14 protein-coding genes are annotated in these 16,043 nt (G+C 58.1%); 8 read left to right on the plus strand and 6 right to left on the minus strand.

Annotated elements, in window-relative coordinates; translation table 11 throughout:
* Positions 1-205 precede the first annotated feature (205 nt).
* The 4 genes from seqA to M2407_RS01075 all read left to right on the plus strand — a co-directional run bounded on the left by seqA (position 206) and on the right by M2407_RS01075 (position 3,615).
* Positions 206-745, plus strand: coding sequence for a replication initiation negative regulator SeqA (gene seqA / locus M2407_RS01060; RefSeq protein ID WP_116691007.1), 540 nt, complete (start codon positions 206-208; stop codon positions 743-745).
* A gap of 77 nt (positions 746-822) precedes the next feature.
* Positions 823-2,466 (plus strand): phosphoglucomutase (alpha-D-glucose-1,6-bisphosphate-dependent), encoded by a 1,644-nt coding sequence (pgm, locus tag M2407_RS01065; protein ID WP_046375073.1) that lies wholly within the window; start codon positions 823-825, stop codon positions 2,464-2,466.
* Positions 2,467-2,653: 187 nt separating this feature from the next.
* Positions 2,654-3,316 (plus strand): PadR family transcriptional regulator, encoded by a 663-nt coding sequence (locus tag M2407_RS01070; RefSeq protein WP_046374275.1) that lies wholly within the window; start codon positions 2,654-2,656, stop codon positions 3,314-3,316.
* On the plus strand, positions 3,316-3,615 hold the full coding sequence (locus tag M2407_RS01075) for a DUF3861 domain-containing protein (RefSeq protein WP_020825652.1): 300 nt from the start codon (positions 3,316-3,318) through the stop codon (positions 3,613-3,615). The genes M2407_RS01070 and M2407_RS01075 overlap by 1 nt, the downstream gene beginning before the upstream one ends.
* Before the next feature lie 27 nt (positions 3,616-3,642).
* On the opposite strand, the gene kdpE is transcribed toward M2407_RS01075, so the two are convergent.
* The 6 genes from kdpE to M2407_RS01105 all read right to left on the minus strand — a co-directional run bounded on the left by kdpE (position 3,643) and on the right by M2407_RS01105 (position 11,837).
* Positions 3,643-4,332, minus strand: a complete 690-nt coding sequence (gene kdpE / locus M2407_RS01080; RefSeq protein ID WP_046374274.1) for a two-component system response regulator KdpE — start codon at positions 4,330-4,332, stop codon at positions 3,643-3,645.
* A gap of 18 nt (positions 4,333-4,350) precedes the next feature.
* The gene (gene kdpD / locus M2407_RS01085) at positions 4,351-7,044 is read right to left on the minus strand and encodes a two-component system sensor histidine kinase KdpD (RefSeq protein ID WP_020825654.1); all 2,694 of its coding nucleotides are present in this window, start codon (positions 7,042-7,044) and stop codon (positions 4,351-4,353) included.
* 200 nt (positions 7,045-7,244) lie between these two features.
* Positions 7,245-7,814 carry a potassium-transporting ATPase subunit KdpC gene (gene kdpC, locus M2407_RS01090; RefSeq protein ID WP_259216570.1) on the minus strand — a complete coding sequence of 190 codons (570 nt, stop codon included), beginning with the start codon at positions 7,812-7,814 and terminating at the stop codon, positions 7,245-7,247.
* Positions 7,815-7,833: 19 nt separating this feature from the next.
* Positions 7,834-9,903, minus strand: coding sequence for a potassium-transporting ATPase subunit KdpB (kdpB, locus tag M2407_RS01095; RefSeq protein WP_020825656.1), 2,070 nt, complete (start codon positions 9,901-9,903; stop codon positions 7,834-7,836).
* A gap of 156 nt (positions 9,904-10,059) precedes the next feature.
* A complete protein-coding gene (kdpA, locus tag M2407_RS01100; protein ID WP_020825657.1) occupies positions 10,060-11,748 on the minus strand; it encodes a potassium-transporting ATPase subunit KdpA in 1,689 nt (562 codons plus the stop codon).
* Positions 11,748-11,837, minus strand: a complete 90-nt coding sequence (locus M2407_RS01105; protein WP_004949718.1) for a K(+)-transporting ATPase subunit F — start codon at positions 11,835-11,837, stop codon at positions 11,748-11,750. Before M2407_RS01105 ends, kdpA begins: the two co-directional genes overlap by 1 nt.
* A gap of 443 nt (positions 11,838-12,280) precedes the next feature.
* Between M2407_RS01105 and M2407_RS01110 the strand changes: the two genes are divergently transcribed.
* The 4 genes from M2407_RS01110 (at position 12,281) to M2407_RS01125 (ending at position 16,034) form a co-directional block, all read left to right on the plus strand.
* The gene (locus M2407_RS01110) at positions 12,281-12,487 is read left to right on the plus strand and encodes a YbfA family protein (protein WP_020825658.1); all 207 of its coding nucleotides are present in this window, start codon (positions 12,281-12,283) and stop codon (positions 12,485-12,487) included.
* 144 nt (positions 12,488-12,631) lie between these two features.
* On the plus strand, positions 12,632-13,585 hold the full coding sequence (locus tag M2407_RS01115) for a 2-thiouracil desulfurase family protein (RefSeq protein ID WP_259216571.1): 954 nt from the start codon (positions 12,632-12,634) through the stop codon (positions 13,583-13,585).
* A gap of 15 nt (positions 13,586-13,600) precedes the next feature.
* The gene (gene phrB / locus M2407_RS01120) at positions 13,601-15,031 is read left to right on the plus strand and encodes a deoxyribodipyrimidine photo-lyase (RefSeq protein ID WP_259216573.1); all 1,431 of its coding nucleotides are present in this window, start codon (positions 13,601-13,603) and stop codon (positions 15,029-15,031) included.
* A gap of 22 nt (positions 15,032-15,053) precedes the next feature.
* Positions 15,054-16,034: an MBL fold metallo-hydrolase gene (locus M2407_RS01125; RefSeq protein WP_259216574.1), complete on the plus strand. Its 981-nt coding sequence runs from the start codon at positions 15,054-15,056 to the stop codon at positions 16,032-16,034.
* Positions 16,035-16,043: the final 9 nt, after the last annotated feature.

A 16,043-nucleotide genomic window follows, 5' to 3' on the forward strand; every position in this document is an offset into this window, starting at 1 on the left:
ATCCATAGGATAAAACGTGGATTTTTCATGGTAAGGTGCAGGTTTGGCAGCGCCGGTGTCCGGCGGGCTATAGGTATTAGTCTGCTTTTGCCGTATTGGGGCACATTGTTATGTTCGCCTCTGCGCTTTTAACCTTATAATCCCATGGCTTGAATGCCGGATCTGGCTTCAGGTTCTAAGTAGAAAAAAACAGTACTGGATAAAGATGAAAACTATTGAAGTCGACGAAGAGCTCTACCGCTATATTGCCAGCCACACGCAACATATTGGTGAGAGCGCGTCCGATATTTTGCGCCGTATGTTGAAATTTACCGCAGGCCAGCCGTTACGTGCAGCGCCGGCCGCCAGCGCACAGAGCGCAGAACAGGAAAAAATCGTTGCCGCATCGCGCCCGCGCGATCGCGTACGTGCCGTGCGTGAACTGTTGTTGTCGGACGAGTACGCCGAACAGAGCAAAGCGGTGAACCGTTTTATGCTGGTACTTTCCACCCTGTATACCCTCGATGCGGCCGGCTTTGCCAGCGCCACCGATGCGTTGCATGGCCGTACCCGTACCTATTTTGCCGGCGATCAGCAAACCCTGTTGGCGAACGGAACGCACACCAAGCCAAAGCACGTTCCGGGCACGCCTTACTGGGTGATCACCAATACCAATACCGGTCGCAAACGCAGCATGGTTGAACACATCATGCAGGCTATGCAGTTCCCGACGGAACTGACTGAAAAAGTTTGCGGCACTATCTAATTTAGCGAACAGCCCGTCATGGTGGCCGTGAGCGACATATTGCCAGGCCGCAGGACAGGGATTAGGGAGATATGTCGATGGCGAATAACCCACGTGCCGGGCAGCCGGCTCAGCAAAGCGATTTGATCAACGTAGCCCAGCTGACGTCGCAGTACTATGTACTGCAACCTGAAGCGGGCAACGCCGCACACGCGGTCAAGTTCGGGACTTCAGGCCATCGCGGCAGTGCGCTGCGCCACAGCTTTAACGAAGCCCACATTCTCGCTATCGCGCAGGCGATTGCCGAAGTGCGTCATCAGCAGGGCGTGACCGGTCCATGCTACGTGGGCAAAGACACCCATGCGTTGTCGGAGCCTGCCTTCATTTCAGTGCTGGAAGTGCTGAGCGCCAACGGCGTTGATGTGATCGTGCAGGAAAATAACGGCTTCACGCCAACGCCTGCGGTCTCCCATGCCATCCTGTGCCACAACCGTAACGGTGGGGCATTGGCCGACGGCATCGTGATCACCCCGTCCCACAATCCGCCTGAAGATGGCGGCATCAAATATAACCCGACCAACGGCGGCCCGGCGGACACCAATCTGACCTCGGTGATTGAAAAGCGCGCCAATGAACTGCTGTCTCTGCAGCTGAAAGGCGTTCAGCGTCAATCGCTGGATAAGGCCTGGGCCAGCGGCCGTGTGCATGCGCAGGACCTGGTGCAGCCATATGTTGAAGGGCTGGTGGACGTGGTTGATATGCCTGCGATTCAGCGTGCCGGCCTGAAGCTGGGCGTCGATCCGCTCGGCGGTTCCGGCATCGCCTACTGGCAGCGTATCGCCGAGCATTACAAGCTGGATCTGACGCTGGTGAACGATGCTATCGATCAGACCTTCCGCTTTATGCACCTGGACCACGACGGTGTGATCCGTATGGACTGCTCTTCAGAACCGGCGATGGGTGGCCTGCTGGCGCTGCGCGACAAGTTCGACCTGGCGTTTGCCAACGATCCGGATTACGACCGCCACGGCATAGTTACGCCTGCGGGGCTGATGAACCCGAACCATTATCTGGCGGTTGCCATCAACTATCTGTTCCAGCATCGTCCACAGTGGAGTGCTAACGTAGCGGTAGGCAAGACGCTGGTTTCCAGCGCGATGATTGACCGCGTGGTGGCTGATTTGGGCCGCAAGCTGGTGGAAGTGCCGGTGGGCTTCAAATGGTTCGTTGATGGCCTGCATGACGGTAGCTTGGGCTTTGGCGGCGAAGAGAGCGCAGGGGCTTCGTTCCTGCGTTTCAATGCTACCCCGTGGTCTACTGATAAAGACGGTATCATCATGTGCCTGTTGGCGGCGGAAATCACCGCAGTGACCGGCGAAAATCCGCAGCATCACTACGAAGACCTGGCCAAGCGTTTTGGTGCCCCGAGCTACAACCGCATTCAGGCACCGGCAACTTCTGCGCAGAAAGCGGCGTTGTCCAAGCTGTCACCGGAAATGGTCAAGGCCGATACTCTGGCGGGTGATCCTATTACCGCACGTTTGACGGCGGCACCGGGCAACGGCGCATCGATTGGTGGCCTGAAAGTGATGACCGACAACGGTTGGTTCGCAGCACGTCCTTCAGGGACCGAAGAAGCCTACAAGATTTACTGTGAGAGCTTCCTCGGTGCTGAGCACCGTGAAAAGATCGAGCACGAAGCGGTAGAAATCGTCAGCGAAGTGCTGGCTTCTGCCAAGTAAGGCTTCTCTCCCTTGAAAAAAGGCGCTGTTTTAACAGCGCTTTTTTTATGCCTGCTATTTAGATATATCTTTTTCGTTTCTCCCCTCTTGCGCATTTAGATATATCGATCTAGATTAGATATATCGAAGTGACTTAGATATATCTAAATCACCTCGTAAGCTGATTATCCAATGCGAGGTACAGACTATGTTTCACCGTTTAGATTTACACCGTCGTCACGGCTGCCGCCATGACAGCGAAGAAGGGCACGAACATCACCATCGTCGTCGTGGCGGTCGCCATCATTTTGGCGGCGACCATGGTGAAGAGCATGGCCGGGGAGGGCGCGGCGGTCGTGGCGGCCGTCACCGCATGTTTGAACACGGCGATCTGCGGCTGGTGCTGCTGGCGCTGGTGGCGCGTAAACCGAGCCACGGTTACGAACTGATCAAGGCGATCGACGAGGCGTCTTCCGGTCTCTATGTGCCAAGCCCAGGCGTGATTTATCCGACACTGACGCTGCTGGAAGAGCAGGATTTCCTCGAGCCGATCACCAGCGGCAACGGCCGTAAAAGCTATCAGATCACCGAGCTGGGCCAGAGTGAATTACAAAAACACCAGGCCGTCGTCGATGTGATCCTGGCCCGTTTGGCCGGTGCCAGTCGCGGCCACCATCATCATGGCAATCTGGCGGAAGGCATCTCCGACGCCATGAACCGCCTGCGCAGTTTGTTGCGTGGCAATGTGATGCGCGCCGATCTTTCGCCACAGCAGGTCGAACGCATCAATGCGGCGCTGCTCACCGCGGTGGCGGCAATTGAAAGTGAAATGAACATTGCTCCAACAGATACAGATAAGGAAAACAACTGATGCCTGGCCACCGTTTCCGCATTACCGTTGAAGCCCTGAGCGATCGCCAAGGCGAGCCCGTTGAGAAAACGCCACTGAGTTTTGAGGTGGAAAACCACGACGATATTCTTGGCATCGTTGAGCGCATCAAAGCGCGCGAAGATCTGAACTTTGGCGAAAATAACAGCGCGGCCTTCGCCGTCGGCTTGAAGCTGTTCTCTGAAGTGATGATCGAAAACCGCAAGCACCCGGTGTTTGCCCCGCTGCGCGAGGCGTTCAAAGAATTTATGGTGGGGCTGAAGAAAGGCCAAAACGTGTAGGGGTGCCGCATGCTGCACCCTTTCACCTCAAGGCATAAAGCGGTAACCGACGCCGGTTTCGGTCAGCAAGTGTTTTGGCCGGGCCGGATCGGCCTCCAGTTTTTGCCGCAGATGCCCCATATAAATTCGCAGATAGTGGCTGTGTTCGACGTAGTTCGGTCCCCAGACGTGGCTTAATAGCTGACGCTGGGTGATGACCTTGCCGGAGTTGGCCAGCAGTTCGGCCAGCAGGCGAAACTCTATCGGTGTCAGATGCAGATCTTCACCCTGGCGCAGTACCCGGCGGTTGATCAGATCGACGGTGATTTCGGAAAAGCTGACCAACGGACTCTCCTGCTGGCTGCCTGAATGGCGGCGCAAGGCGACTCGCACGCGGGCCAGCAGTTCGCCGATGCCAAACGGTTTGCTGAGATAGTCATCCGCCCCGGCGTCCAGCGCGGCAATTTTGTCTTCTTCGGCATTACGCGCCGACAGCACAATCACCGGAATGGCGCTCCACTGGCGCAAATCGCGGATATAGTTAAGCCCGTCACCGTCCGGCAACCCTAAATCGAGAATAATCAGATCCGGCTTGCGCGTGCCGGCTTCAATCAGCCCGCGCTGCAGCGTTTCGCTTTCAAACACCCGTAGCCCCTCACTTTCGAGCGCGGTACGGACGAAGCGCCGGATCTCTTTCTCATCTTCGACAATCAGAATATTGGTTGGCGTGCTGCTCACAAGGCTCCCTGGAGTTGGTTAGAGATCAAAGGCTTCGCTGTCTATTTCCGGCGGTTTTTCCAGCGGCAGCACAAAGCGGAAGCTGGCACCGCCGTTAGCGCCGTTTTCCGCCCAAATGCGGCCGCCGTGCACTTCAATAATGGCACGGCAAATCGCTAACCCCAAACCTACGCCGGGAATGGCAGATTCTTTATTGCCGCGGGAAAACTTATCGAAGATAAGCTGTTTTTTCCCTTCAGGAATGCCCGGGCCATCGTCCCAGACTTCGACTTCCAGCCAGTCGGGCAGCGTATGGGCGCGAATGCCGATAGTAGCATCGATACCGGCGTATTTATTGGCATTTTCCAACAGGTTAGTGAAAACCCGCTCCAGCAGGCTGCCGTCGCAATTAACCAATATCAGCTCCGGCGGCAGCTCAACCTTGATCTGGTGTTGGGTCATCAGCGGTTCCAGCATGTGCAGCGAAGCGCCGACGATCTCCTCCAGCGACTGCCACTCTTTTCGCAGGTTAAAGCCACCGGATTGAATGCGTGCCATATCCAGCAGGTTGTTCACCAGCCGGGTGGTGCTCAATACCTGCTGGCGGATCTGACTGGCCTGCGGAGCATGGTTGGAGCCTTCCGCGGCCAGATCGAGCGTCAGAATTTCCGCCTGGCCGAACAGCACCGTCAGCGGCGTGCGCAAATCGTGGGACAGCGCCGCCAGCAGCGAGTTGCGCAGCTGCTCCCGCTCGGCGTCCAGTTTTGCTTCCTCGGCGCTGCGCGCCAGATGCAATCGTTCCAGTGCGCTGGCGATCAGCACCGCAAAGGTTTGCAGCAGCCGCTGTTGTTCCGGCACCATCAGTTGGCGCAGGTTACTGGGTTCGATAGCCAGCAGGCCGAAGGTTTGTTTCGACGTGGTGAGCGGGAGCAGTTGGTAAGGCACGCCAGGCAAGGTGTCGGTACCGGCGCCGGCCGGCATGCCCTTGTCGAAACTCCAACGGGCGATAGCCTCATCCACCGACAGCAGCCCGCCCGTTTCGCCAACCATTTGCTGCAGCTTGCCGTCTTCCTGCGGCAGCAGCAGGACGGTTTTGGCCTGGAAGCTGCTGGAAAGGAAGTGGCGGCTGGTTTTGGCGATATCTTCGGTGGTCAGCGCCTGGCTCAGCCCACGAGATATTTCATACAGGTGCCGAGCTCTTTGCTCGCGATAACGGGCCACTCGCGCCTGATAACGCACGCCGGCGGTCAGGTTGCCGATGGTGATGCCGACGATCAGCATGACGCCGAAGGTCAGCAGATACTGCATATCGCTGACGGCAAACGACCATTCAGGCTGGACGAAAAACAGATCAAAGCTGGCGACGTTAATCACCGCCGCCAGTACCGAGGGCCAGCGACCGAAGAACAGCGCGACGATCGCCACCCCGAGCAGATACACCATCACCAGGTTGGCCTGGTCAAAGCCCGGCAACAACCATTGGGAGAGCAGGGTGATCAGGGCGCAGAGTGCAACGGCCACGGCGCAGCCGCGCAATTGCATGCGCCATTTTTCGGTAAAGTTGCGGCCATCATGTTCTTTCCCCTGCGGCGCAGGGGTGTCGTTTTCCAGCGCGACGATCACCAGATCGAGATCGGGTCCCAGGCGACCGAGACGATCGGCAAAGCTGCCGCGCAGTTTCCAGCGTTGTTCGCTGCGGCGGCCGATAATGATTTTGCCCAGGTTATGTTCGCGGGCATAGCGCAACACCGCACGTTCTTCATAAGGTTCAGACAGGGTAGCGGTTTCAGCCCCCAACTCCTGCGCCAGCCGCAGCGCCCGCAGGATCGCCCGGCGTTGATTTTCCGGCAAACGGTGCAGTTTCGGTGTTTCTACATACACTGCGTGCCAGTGGCAACCCAATCGGGCCGCCAGCCGCGCCGCGATACGCACCAGTTTCTCATTGCCGCTGCTATGCCCCACGCACAGCAAAATGCTGTCGCGAGTGTGCCATACCCGCTCGCGGCCCTGAGTATCGCGAAAGGCGCGCATCTGGTCATCAACCCGGTCGGCGGTGCGGCGCAGCGCCAGTTCGCGCAGCGCGATCAGATTGCCCTTGCGGAAAAAGTGCTCGATGGCGCGCTCGGCCTGGCCGGGAATGTACACCTTGCCTTCATTTAATCGCTGACGAAGATCGTCTGGCGGCAGGTCAACCAGCACCACCTCGGTGGCCTCGTCGAACACGTGATCGGGCACCGTTTCACGTACCCGCACGCCGGTCACGCCGCCGACCACGTCGTTCAGGCTTTCCAGATGTTGGACATTAACGGTGGTCAGCACGTCGATACCGGCGTCCAACAGCTCTTCCACATCCTGCCAGCGCTTCGGATGGCGTGAACCGTAGGCGTTACTGTGCGCCAGCTCATCCATCAGGATCAGTGCCGGGTGGCGTGCCAGCGCGGCATCGAGATCAAATTCCTGCACTAAGCGTCCGCGATGCTGGATGCGTTTTTGTGCCAGCAGATCCAAGCCGTTCAGCAGCGCTGCGGTTTCGCTGCGGCCATGGGTTTCCACCACGCCGACCAGCACGTCCAACCCCTGGCTGCGCAGCCGCTGGGCTTCCTGCAGCATGGCGTAGGTTTTGCCCACCCCGGCACAGGCGCCGAAGAAAACCTTCAACCGGCCGCGGGGCTTTTCATTGGCCAGCGCCAGCAGGCTGTCAGGGTCAGGGCGTTGTTGTTCCTCATCCACCATCGGAGTTCCTTTTGCAGCAATGTACCCGTCATACTGCAAGCTGCTTGGGTGTTGGCTGCCTTCACTCACCCCAGGAACGATCTTGAGTAAGCTCCTGGGGATTCACTCAGTTGCCGCCTACAAGCAACTCGAATTATTTTGGGTATATATATCGGGTTCGGCACGCCGAACCCGATACTTATCCTTTAACACGCAACGGATTATTTCAATGCGTCGAGCGCCAGGTTCAATTTCAGCACGTTTACCACCGACTCGCCCATAAAGTTGGGGGTGGCCTGATCGGTGCTTTGATCAATCAGCTTGGCGATTTGCTCCGGCGGTAGTTGGCGCGCCGCCGCAACCCGGGCCAGTTGATATTGCGCCGCCGCGAGGGAAATCTGCGGATCCAGTCCGCTCCCCGAAGCCGTCAGCAGATCGACCGGGATCGGGCCCTTCATCGCCGGGTTGGCCAGACGCAATTGCGCGGCACGCTCGGCGATGGCTTTATCCAGCGCCGGGTTGGTGGCGGCCAGGTTGCTGCCGGCGGACGCCATCGCATTATAGGCCGAATCGCCGGTGGCTGAAGGGCGGCCCCAGAAATACTCGGGTTTGGTAAAGTTTTGGCCGATTAACGCGGAGCCGACCACCTTATCGCCCTGATACAGAAGCGAACCATTGGCCGCGCCGGAAAACAGCAGCTGCGAAAGTCCGGTCGTCAGCAACGGGTAGGTGATACCGGTAATCAACGTCAGCAGGATCAACATCACCAACGAAGGGCGTAAATAAGACATTTTCATTTCCTCTCAATGATTAACCGGCGATGTGCAAGGCGACCAGGATCAGGTCGATCAGCTTGATGCCGACAAAAGGCACCAACAGACCGCCCACGCCATAGAGCCACAGGTTGCGTCGCAGCAGTGCCGCTGCGCTCATCGGTTTATAGCTCACCCCTTTCAGCGCCAGCGGGATCAGGAATACGATCACCAGGGCGTTGAAGATCACCGCCGACATAATGGCGGAGGCTGGGGAGTGCAAATGCATCACGTTCAGGGCGTTAAGCTGCGGATAGGTTGCCGCAAACGCCGCCGGGATAATGGCGAAATACTTGGCCACGTCGTTGGCGATGCTGAAGGTGGTCAATGAACCGCGCGTCATCAGCATTTGTTTGCCGATGTGCACCACTTCAATCAACTTGGTCGGGTTAGAGTCCAGATCGACCATGTTGCCCGCCTCTTTGGCGGCCTGAGTGCCCGAGTTCATCGCCACCGCCACATCAGCCTGAGCCAGCGCTGGGGCGTCGTTGGTGCCGTCACCGGTCATCGCTACCAGACGGCCTTCCGCCTGATATTGGCGAATCAACGCCAGCTTGGCTTCCGGCGTCGCTTCTGACAGGAAGTCGTCTACCCCGGCTTCGGCGGCGATCGCGGCGGCGGTCAGTGGGTTATCACCGGTGATCATCACCGTTTTGATGCCCATTTTACGCAGCTCGGCGAAACGCTCTTTAATGCCGCCCTTGACGATATCCTTCAGCGCTACCACGCCCAATACGCGCGGGCCTTCTGCTACCACCAGCGGCGTACCGCCAGTGCGCGCCACGCTGGCGACCAGTTCGTCCACCGCCTGCGGGAAGTGGCCCTGATTGGACTCCACGTGACGACGAATGGCGTCCACCGCGCCTTTGCGGATCATCCGGTCCTGCACGTTGACGCCGCTCATGCGCGTTTGGGCGGAGAAGGGCACGAAAGTGGCGTTCAGCGCCTGCAGGTCACGTTCGCGCAGGTTGAAGCGTTGCTTCGCCAGCACCACGATGCTACGGCCTTCCGGCGTTTCGTCCGCCAGGGATGACAGCTGGGCCGCGTCGGCCAGATCTTGCTCCTTCACGCCCGGCGCAGGCAAGAACTCGGAGGCCTGACGGTTACCCAGCGTAATGGTGCCGGTTTTGTCCAGCAGCAGCACATCAACGTCACCAGCGGCTTCCACCGCGCGCCCGCTGGTGGCGATCACGTTGGCCCCCAGCATTCGGCTCATCCCGGCCACGCCAATGGCCGACAGCAACCCGCCGATGGTGGTAGGGATCAGGCAGACCAGCAGCGCCACCAGCACGGTAATGGTGACTACCGAACCGCCGTTGGCGGCGTCCACGCTGTACTGCGAGAACGGAAACAGCGTCGCGGTCGCCAGCACGAACACGATGGTCAGTGCGACCAGCAGAATGGTCAACGCTACTTCGTTCGGGGTTTTACGCCGTTTGGCGCCTTCCACCATGGCGATCATCCTGTCGAGGAAGGTTTCGCCCGGGTTAACGCTGCACTGCACCACCAGCCAGTCGGACAGCACGCGGGTACCGCCAGTCACCGACGAGAAGTCACCGCCGGATTCGCGGATCACCGGGGCGGATTCGCCGGTAATGGCGCTTTCGTCCACGGAGGCGCCACCTTCCAGCACTTCGCCGTCGCAGGGGATGGTATCGCCGGCTTCCACCAGTACGATGTCACCCTTACGCAGGCTTTCGGCTGACACTTTCTCGGTGGCACCATCACGGCGCGGCGCGGCCAATTTTTTCGCCCAACTGGTTTTCTTGGTGCCCCTCAGGCTTTCCGCCTGGGCTTTGCTGCGCCCTTCGGCCAGCGCTTCGGCAAAGTTGGCGAACAGCACGGTGAACCACAGCCACAGCGCGATACTGCCGGTGAAAGCCGCGCTGCCGTCGGTCTGTCCGGCGAGGATCGCCAGCCAGATGGCCGTAGTCAGGATGCTGCCTATATACACCACGAACATCACCGGGTTACGCCACTGGGTGCGTGGATCCAGCTTTTTCAGCGCATCGATCAGCGCGGTACGGACCAGTGCCGGTTCAAACAGCGCACGTTGTTTGCGAGTCATCTCTTAATCTCTCTCTTTATTTCATTCCCTATGGATTTCGAGTTGCAACTAGGCACCCAACTCGCTCATCCCCAGGCGCTTACTTGAGTAAGTAACTGGGGTGAGCGAGTGCCAGGTAACAACGCTGCGGCTCGAAAGGCGACGGGAATGCGCCTGTTATTTGGCCAGCCAAAGTTGCAAATGTTCGGCCACCGGTCCCAGCGCCAGCGCCGGTACGAAGGTCAATGCGCCCACCAGCAGCACGGTGCCGATCAGCAGACCGATAAACAGCGGCCCGTAGGTTGGCAGAGTACCGTTGCCCGCAGGCTGACGTTTCTTCGCACACAGCGAACCGGCAATGGCCAGCACCGGCAGGATCACCCCAAAGCGGCCGACGAACATGGCGAAGGCCAGCAGCAGGTTATAGAACGGCGTATTGACGCTCAGGCCGGCAAAGGCGCTACCGTTGTTGTTGGCGGCGGAAGACAGCGCATACAGCACTTCGCTGAAGCCGTGCGCGCCCGGGTTAAGGATGCCTGCACGACCGGCGTCGGTGGCGATGGCCAGCGCCGTGCCCAACAGCACCAGCGTCGGCGTGACCAGGATCGCCAGAGCGGTCATTTTCATGTCGTAGACGTCAATCTTTTTGCCCAGGTATTCCGGTGTGCGCCCGATCATCAGCCCGGCAATAAACACCGTCAGCAGGACGAACAACAGCATGCCATACAGGCCCGAGCCCACACCGCCAAACACCACTTCGCCAATCTGCATCAGCCACATTGGCACCATGCCGCCCAGCGCGGTAAAGGAGTCATGCATCGCATTGACCGCACCGCAGGACGCCGCGGTGGTCACCACCGAGAACAGGCTGGTGGCGAGAATGCCAAAGCGCGACTCCTTGCCTTCCATATTGATGTTGCTGGCACTGCCCAATTCGCCCAGATGAGGGTTACCCGCCAGTTCGGCGAACATCACCACCACCACGGCAACCACGAAGATCAGCGCCATCGCCCAGATCAGCGCGTGGCCCTGGCGGTTTTCACCGGCAACCTGACCGAAAGCAAAACACAACGCGCAGGGGATCAGGAAGATCGCCAGCATTTGCACAAAGTTGGTCAGCACGGTCGGGTTTTCGAACGGGTGAGCCGAGTTGGCGCCGAAGAAACCGCCGCCATTGGTGCCGAGCATCTTGATCGCTTCCTGAGAGGCTACAGGCCCCATCGGCAGCGTCTGCTGCGCGCCTTCCAGCGTGTTGATGTGCAGGTAGGGCAGGAAGTTTTGCAGCGTGCCCTGGCTGACGAAGAACAAAGCGATCAACAGCGAAATCGGCAGCAGCACATACAGCGTCACGCGGAACATATCGATCCAGGCGTTGCCGATAGTGGCGCTGGAACGACGGGTGAAGGCGCGGATCAACGCAAAGGCCACGGCGATACCGGTCGCGGCGGACAGGAAGTTCTGCACCGCCAGGCCGGCCATTTGGCTGAGATAGCTGAGAGTGCTTTCACCGCTGTAGGCTTGCCAGTTGGTGTTGGTGACAAAGCTGACCGCGGTATTGAACGCCAGATCCCAGGACAGGCCGGGGAAGCCCTGCGGGTTAAGCGGCAGCGAGCCTTGCGCCATCAGCAACGCGAACAGCAGCACCAGACCGAGCAGGTTAAACCACAGGATCGCCAGTGCGTATTGCCACCAGTTCATTTCGGCGGGGGTTGTGCCACAGCAACGCCAAATGCCGGCTTCCAGCCGACGCAGCGCCGGCAGCGGCTCTCCTTCAATCAGGCGTGCCAGGAAACCGCCCAGCGGTCGCGCCAGCAGCAGAAGCACCAGCAGGAAGCTGGCAATCAATAAAAAGGCTGAAGCTGCCATCAGAAATCCTCCGCATTGAACAGGGCATAAACCAGATAGCCCAACAGCAGCAGAACCAACAGCGCACCACCAATAACGCTGATACTCACGGGACACCTCCAGAGGTGTAGTTTTTGATAGAGCGAGTGTAGGGAGGGCGGTAGAAAGAAGATGAAAAAATAGCGTTGGCCGGTGTAAAAAAAGTATAAAAATGGCTGAAATTACAGCAGAAAATGGCTTTTTAGCCTCGATTTTGGGGGGCGTAGCGCGATTGGACTCCTGTTTGGGGGCGTGAAGATGAAGGTTTGCGTAAACAGGGCGTAAATAACCACAATGTAACCAATGGTTAGTTAATTATTAACCTTGATGTAACAAAATTACGGATTAGGCGAATTATTTGCGATTTTTTGTGCGATTCAGTGGTCGGATGAGTAGTAAACTTTCATCAATTGCGCTAAAATTTTGTCCAGTTACCAAATGGTCTTGTTTCTATTGTTTACGCCAGCGCTGTTTCGCAGTAAATCAACGGCCAGGCGTTTTTGAGGAGGTTCGCATGTCTACTTATCACGCTTATTCATTGCATCGGATTCTCCTGCGCCGCAGCGCAGTGATCCTGGCAGGTGTGTTGGCTTTACCGGTAATGCTGTTCCGCAGCGACCGCGCCCGTTTTTACAGCTATTTGCACCGCGTCTGGTCAAAAACCAGCGATAAGCCGGTCTGGCTGCAACAGGCGGAACTGGCGTCCTGCGATTTCTACTGATCGCAGCTTGCCCCAACGAAAACCCTCGCTCTCCAGCGGGGGTTTTTTTATGGCTGCGGTTCGGGCATGGTGTCGATAGCGTTCGTGTCATAGCGCGAATTCTTCTACACTTTTAGTCACATCCAACGCTGCGGGAGCCTATCAATGAGTGACAAAATTCCAGTCGGTATCAGCGCTTGCCTGCTTGGCGAGACGGTACGTTTTGACGGCGGCCATAAACGGCTGGCCTTTGCGGTGGAACAACTGGCCCCTTTTGTGCGGTTTGAGCCGATTTGCCCGGAAATGGCCATCGGTTTACCGACCCCGCGCCCGGCGCTGCGGTTGATCAAAAAACAACATCACGTGGCACTGCGCCACAGCAATGACGATAGCATTGACGTAACCGAGCGGATGCAGCAGTTTTCCGAGCAGCGAATCGCCGCTTTGCAGCACCTGTGCGGTTACATTGTTTGCGCCAACTCGCCAAGCTGCGGCATGGAGCGGGTCCGTCTGTATGATGAGAACGGTAGCGGCGCGCGTAAAAGTGGCGTCGGATTGTTCACCGCCGAGCTACTGCGGCAAATGCCCTGGCTGCCGGTGGAGGAGGACGGGCGGCTGAACGACGCAACGCTGCGGGAAAACTTTGTCGAACGCGTTTATGCGCTGTATGAGTTAAACATGCTGTGGCGTAAAGGCCTGAGCCGCGGCGGCCTGATCGCCTTTCACAGTCGCTATAAGCTGTCGCTGTTGGCGCATTCGCAGCAGGAATACCGGGAGCTTGGCCGTTTTGTGGCAGGCATCGATAAATGGGATTCGCTGGAAGCCTTCACCCTCGAATACCGCAGTCGCCTGATGAAACTGCTGGCGCGCAAGGCTACCCGTCGTAACCACACCAACGTATTGATGCATGTGCAGGGCTATTTCCGCAATCATCTGAGCTCCGCGCAGCGCCAGGAACTGGCGCAGTTGATCGATCGTTATCGGCAGGGCGTGCAGCCGTTGTTGGCACCGATAACCCTGCTCAAACACTACATGGCCGAATACCCCGATCGTTATCTGGCCGACCAACGCTATTTCGAGCCCTATCCCGAGGCGCTGCGCCTGCGTTATGGCCACTGATTGACAAGGAGTTTTATGACCACGCATCTGGTCTGGTTGCGTAACGATTTGCGTATCACCGACAACAAAGCCCTGCACGCCGCCTGTAGCGATCCCGAAGTTCGGGTGCTGGCGGTGTTTATCGCCACGCCGCAACAATGGCAGCAGCACCAAATGGCGCCACGTCAGGCGGCGTTTATCCATGCGGGTTTGCTGCAGGTACAGCAGGCCCTTGCCGAGCGCGGCATTCCCCTTAGCTATCACCAATGCGACGACTTCTCAGCTGCAGTGGATTGGCTGGTGGCGTACTGCACACAGGAGCGGGTGGATGCGCTGTTTTACAATCGCCAGTACGAAATCAACGAGCGCCAGCGCGACCAACGGCTGGAACAGCGTTTAGCCGGGCAGGTGATTTGCCAGAGTTTCGACGACAGCCTGCTGCTGCCGCCGGGGAGCGTGCAAACCGGCGGCGGTGAAATGTACAAGGTCTATACGCCTTTTCGTAAAGCCTTTATCCAGCGTCTGACCGAATCCGACATCCGCTCTGTTCCCGCCCCCAAACCGCGAGCCGGTGGCGCACTGCCCACCCCTGCAGTACCCGAGGCGTTCGATTATCCACCGGCAGAGCCGACCGGGGATTTTCCAAGCGGGGAAGAGGCGGCTTTGCAGCGATTACGTTCTTTTTGCCGGGAGCAGGTGCAGGACTATCTTAAGCAGCGCGATCTGCCGGCCATTGACGGTACCAGCGGCCTGTCGCCCTATTTGGCGATTGGCGTGTTGTCACCGCGCCAATGCTTTAACCGCCTGCGTGCTGAATGCCCACAGGTGCTGGAAAATCCCGACGGCGGCGCTTTTGGCTGGCTGAATGAACTGATCTGGCGCGAGTTTTATCGGCATTTGATGGTGGCCTATCCTGCGTTATGCAAGCACCGTCCCTTTATCGATTGGACGGATAAGGTACGCTGGCGGAACGACCGTGAGCTGCTGCAGGCCTGGCAGCAGGGCGCCACCGGCTATCCGATCGTTGATGCCGCTATGCGCCAATTGAATAAAACCGGCTGGATGCATAACCGGTTACGCATGATCAGCGCCAGTTTTCTGGTGAAAGACTTACTGATCGACTGGCGCGAAGGTGAGCGCTATTTCATGTCGCAACTGCTGGACGGCGATCTGGCGGCCAACAACGGCGGTTGGCAGTGGGCGGCCTCCACTGGTACCGACGCCGCGCCGTATTTCCGCATCTTTAACCCGACCACTCAGGGCGAACGTTTTGATCCGCAAGGCACTTTTATCCGTAAATGGTTGCCCGAGCTGGCGGATGTACCGGACAATGCTATCCATCAACCCCATCGCTGGGCAGAACAACAGCAGCGCGTGCTGGATTATCCGCTGCCGATTGTCGACCACAAGCAGGCGCGGCTGGAAACGCTGGCGGCCTTTGAGGCGGCGAAGCGCGGGGAATATTAAGGCAACAGCAAGGAGCGAAATAATGATGAAAAAGGTGCTGGCCCTGTGCCTGAGCGGCTATTCAGCCCTGGCGCTGGCCGGTTTTGACGTGGTGGCGCTGGGCGTGGATGGCGGCGTTAGCGACGGCAATCTGACCTCTTATCTGATCCGCAGCGACAACCAACCGCAGTATCTGGCGCTGGATGCCGGCTCGTTGTTACCGGGTATCGCCAAAGGGCTGGAGAAGGGGAGTTTCCCGCAGGTGACCCCTGAACTGGCGGCGCCTTATACTCCGCAGGGTTATGTATTCCGCCAACTGATCGGCGCTTACTTTATCAGCCATGGTCATCTGGACCACGTGGCGGGGTTGATAATCGGTTCGCCGGAGGACAGCAAGAAGAATATCTATGCCCAGGCCGATACCATTCTGACCCTGCGCAATCATTACTTTAACTGGAAGGCCTGGCCCAATTTCACCGATTCCGGCAACGGATCGCGGTTGGGGACTTACCGGCTGCAAACCGTGCGCCCGCAGCAGCGTGTGACCCTGGGCGTGACCGGTTTGAGCGGCGTAATGTATCCGCTCAGCCACGATCGGTATCCTTCTTCGATGCTGCTGGTCTCCGATCGCAGCGGCTCTTTCGCCTATTTCGGTGATACCGGCCCGGATGCGCTTGAGCAGTCGCGCAATCTGGACGGTGCCTGGCGCGCGTTGGGGCCGCTCATCGAGCAGAAAAAGCTGAAAGGCATGATCATCGAAAGCTCCTATCCCAACGAGGTTGAAGATAAAAATCTCTACGGGCACCTGACGCCGGCATGGTTGTTGAAAGAGTTGAAAAATTTGACCCAGTACAGTGGGGGAGAAGGATCGCTGAAGGATTTCCCGGTGGTCATCAGCCATATCAAACCCAGCCTGAAGCAAGGGCAAGATGTGCGGGCGACCATCAAACAGCAGTTGGAACAGGGCAACGATCTGGGCGTGAAATTTATCCTGATGGAACAGGGCGACCGCCAGAAATTTTGAATTGAAGAG

This window comes from Serratia sp. BIGb0234 (assembly GCF_024809915.1).
In the GTDB taxonomy this organism is placed as follows: Bacteria; Pseudomonadota; Gammaproteobacteria; order Enterobacterales; family Enterobacteriaceae; genus Serratia; species Serratia liquefaciens.

Excerpts from the sequence above, each read along its gene's own strand:
- seqA (WP_116691007.1), top strand. The coding sequence starts at position 206 with ATGAAAACTATTGAAGTCGACGAAGAGCTCTACCGCTATATTGCCAGC.
- pgm (WP_046375073.1), top strand. The coding sequence starts at position 823 with ATGGCGAATAACCCACGTGCCGGGCAGCCGGCTCAGCAAAGCGATTTG.
- M2407_RS01070 (WP_046374275.1), top strand. The coding sequence starts at position 2,654 with ATGTTTCACCGTTTAGATTTACACCGTCGTCACGGCTGCCGCCATGAC.
- M2407_RS01075 (WP_020825652.1), top strand. The coding sequence starts at position 3,316 with ATGCCTGGCCACCGTTTCCGCATTACCGTTGAAGCCCTGAGCGATCGC.
- kdpD (WP_020825654.1), bottom strand. The coding sequence starts at position 7,044 with ATGGTGGATGAGGAACAACAACGCCCTGACCCTGACAGCCTGCTGGCG.
- kdpC (WP_259216570.1), bottom strand. The coding sequence starts at position 7,814 with ATGTCTTATTTACGCCCTTCGTTGGTGATGTTGATCCTGCTGACGTTG.
- kdpB (WP_020825656.1), bottom strand. The coding sequence starts at position 9,903 with ATGACTCGCAAACAACGTGCGCTGTTTGAACCGGCACTGGTCCGTACC.
- kdpA (WP_020825657.1), bottom strand. The coding sequence starts at position 11,748 with ATGGCAGCTTCAGCCTTTTTATTGATTGCCAGCTTCCTGCTGGTGCTT.
- M2407_RS01110 (WP_020825658.1), top strand. The coding sequence starts at position 12,281 with ATGTCTACTTATCACGCTTATTCATTGCATCGGATTCTCCTGCGCCGC.
- M2407_RS01115 (WP_259216571.1), top strand. The coding sequence starts at position 12,632 with ATGAGTGACAAAATTCCAGTCGGTATCAGCGCTTGCCTGCTTGGCGAG.
- phrB (WP_259216573.1), top strand. The coding sequence starts at position 13,601 with ATGACCACGCATCTGGTCTGGTTGCGTAACGATTTGCGTATCACCGAC.
- M2407_RS01125 (WP_259216574.1), top strand. The coding sequence starts at position 15,054 with ATGATGAAAAAGGTGCTGGCCCTGTGCCTGAGCGGCTATTCAGCCCTG.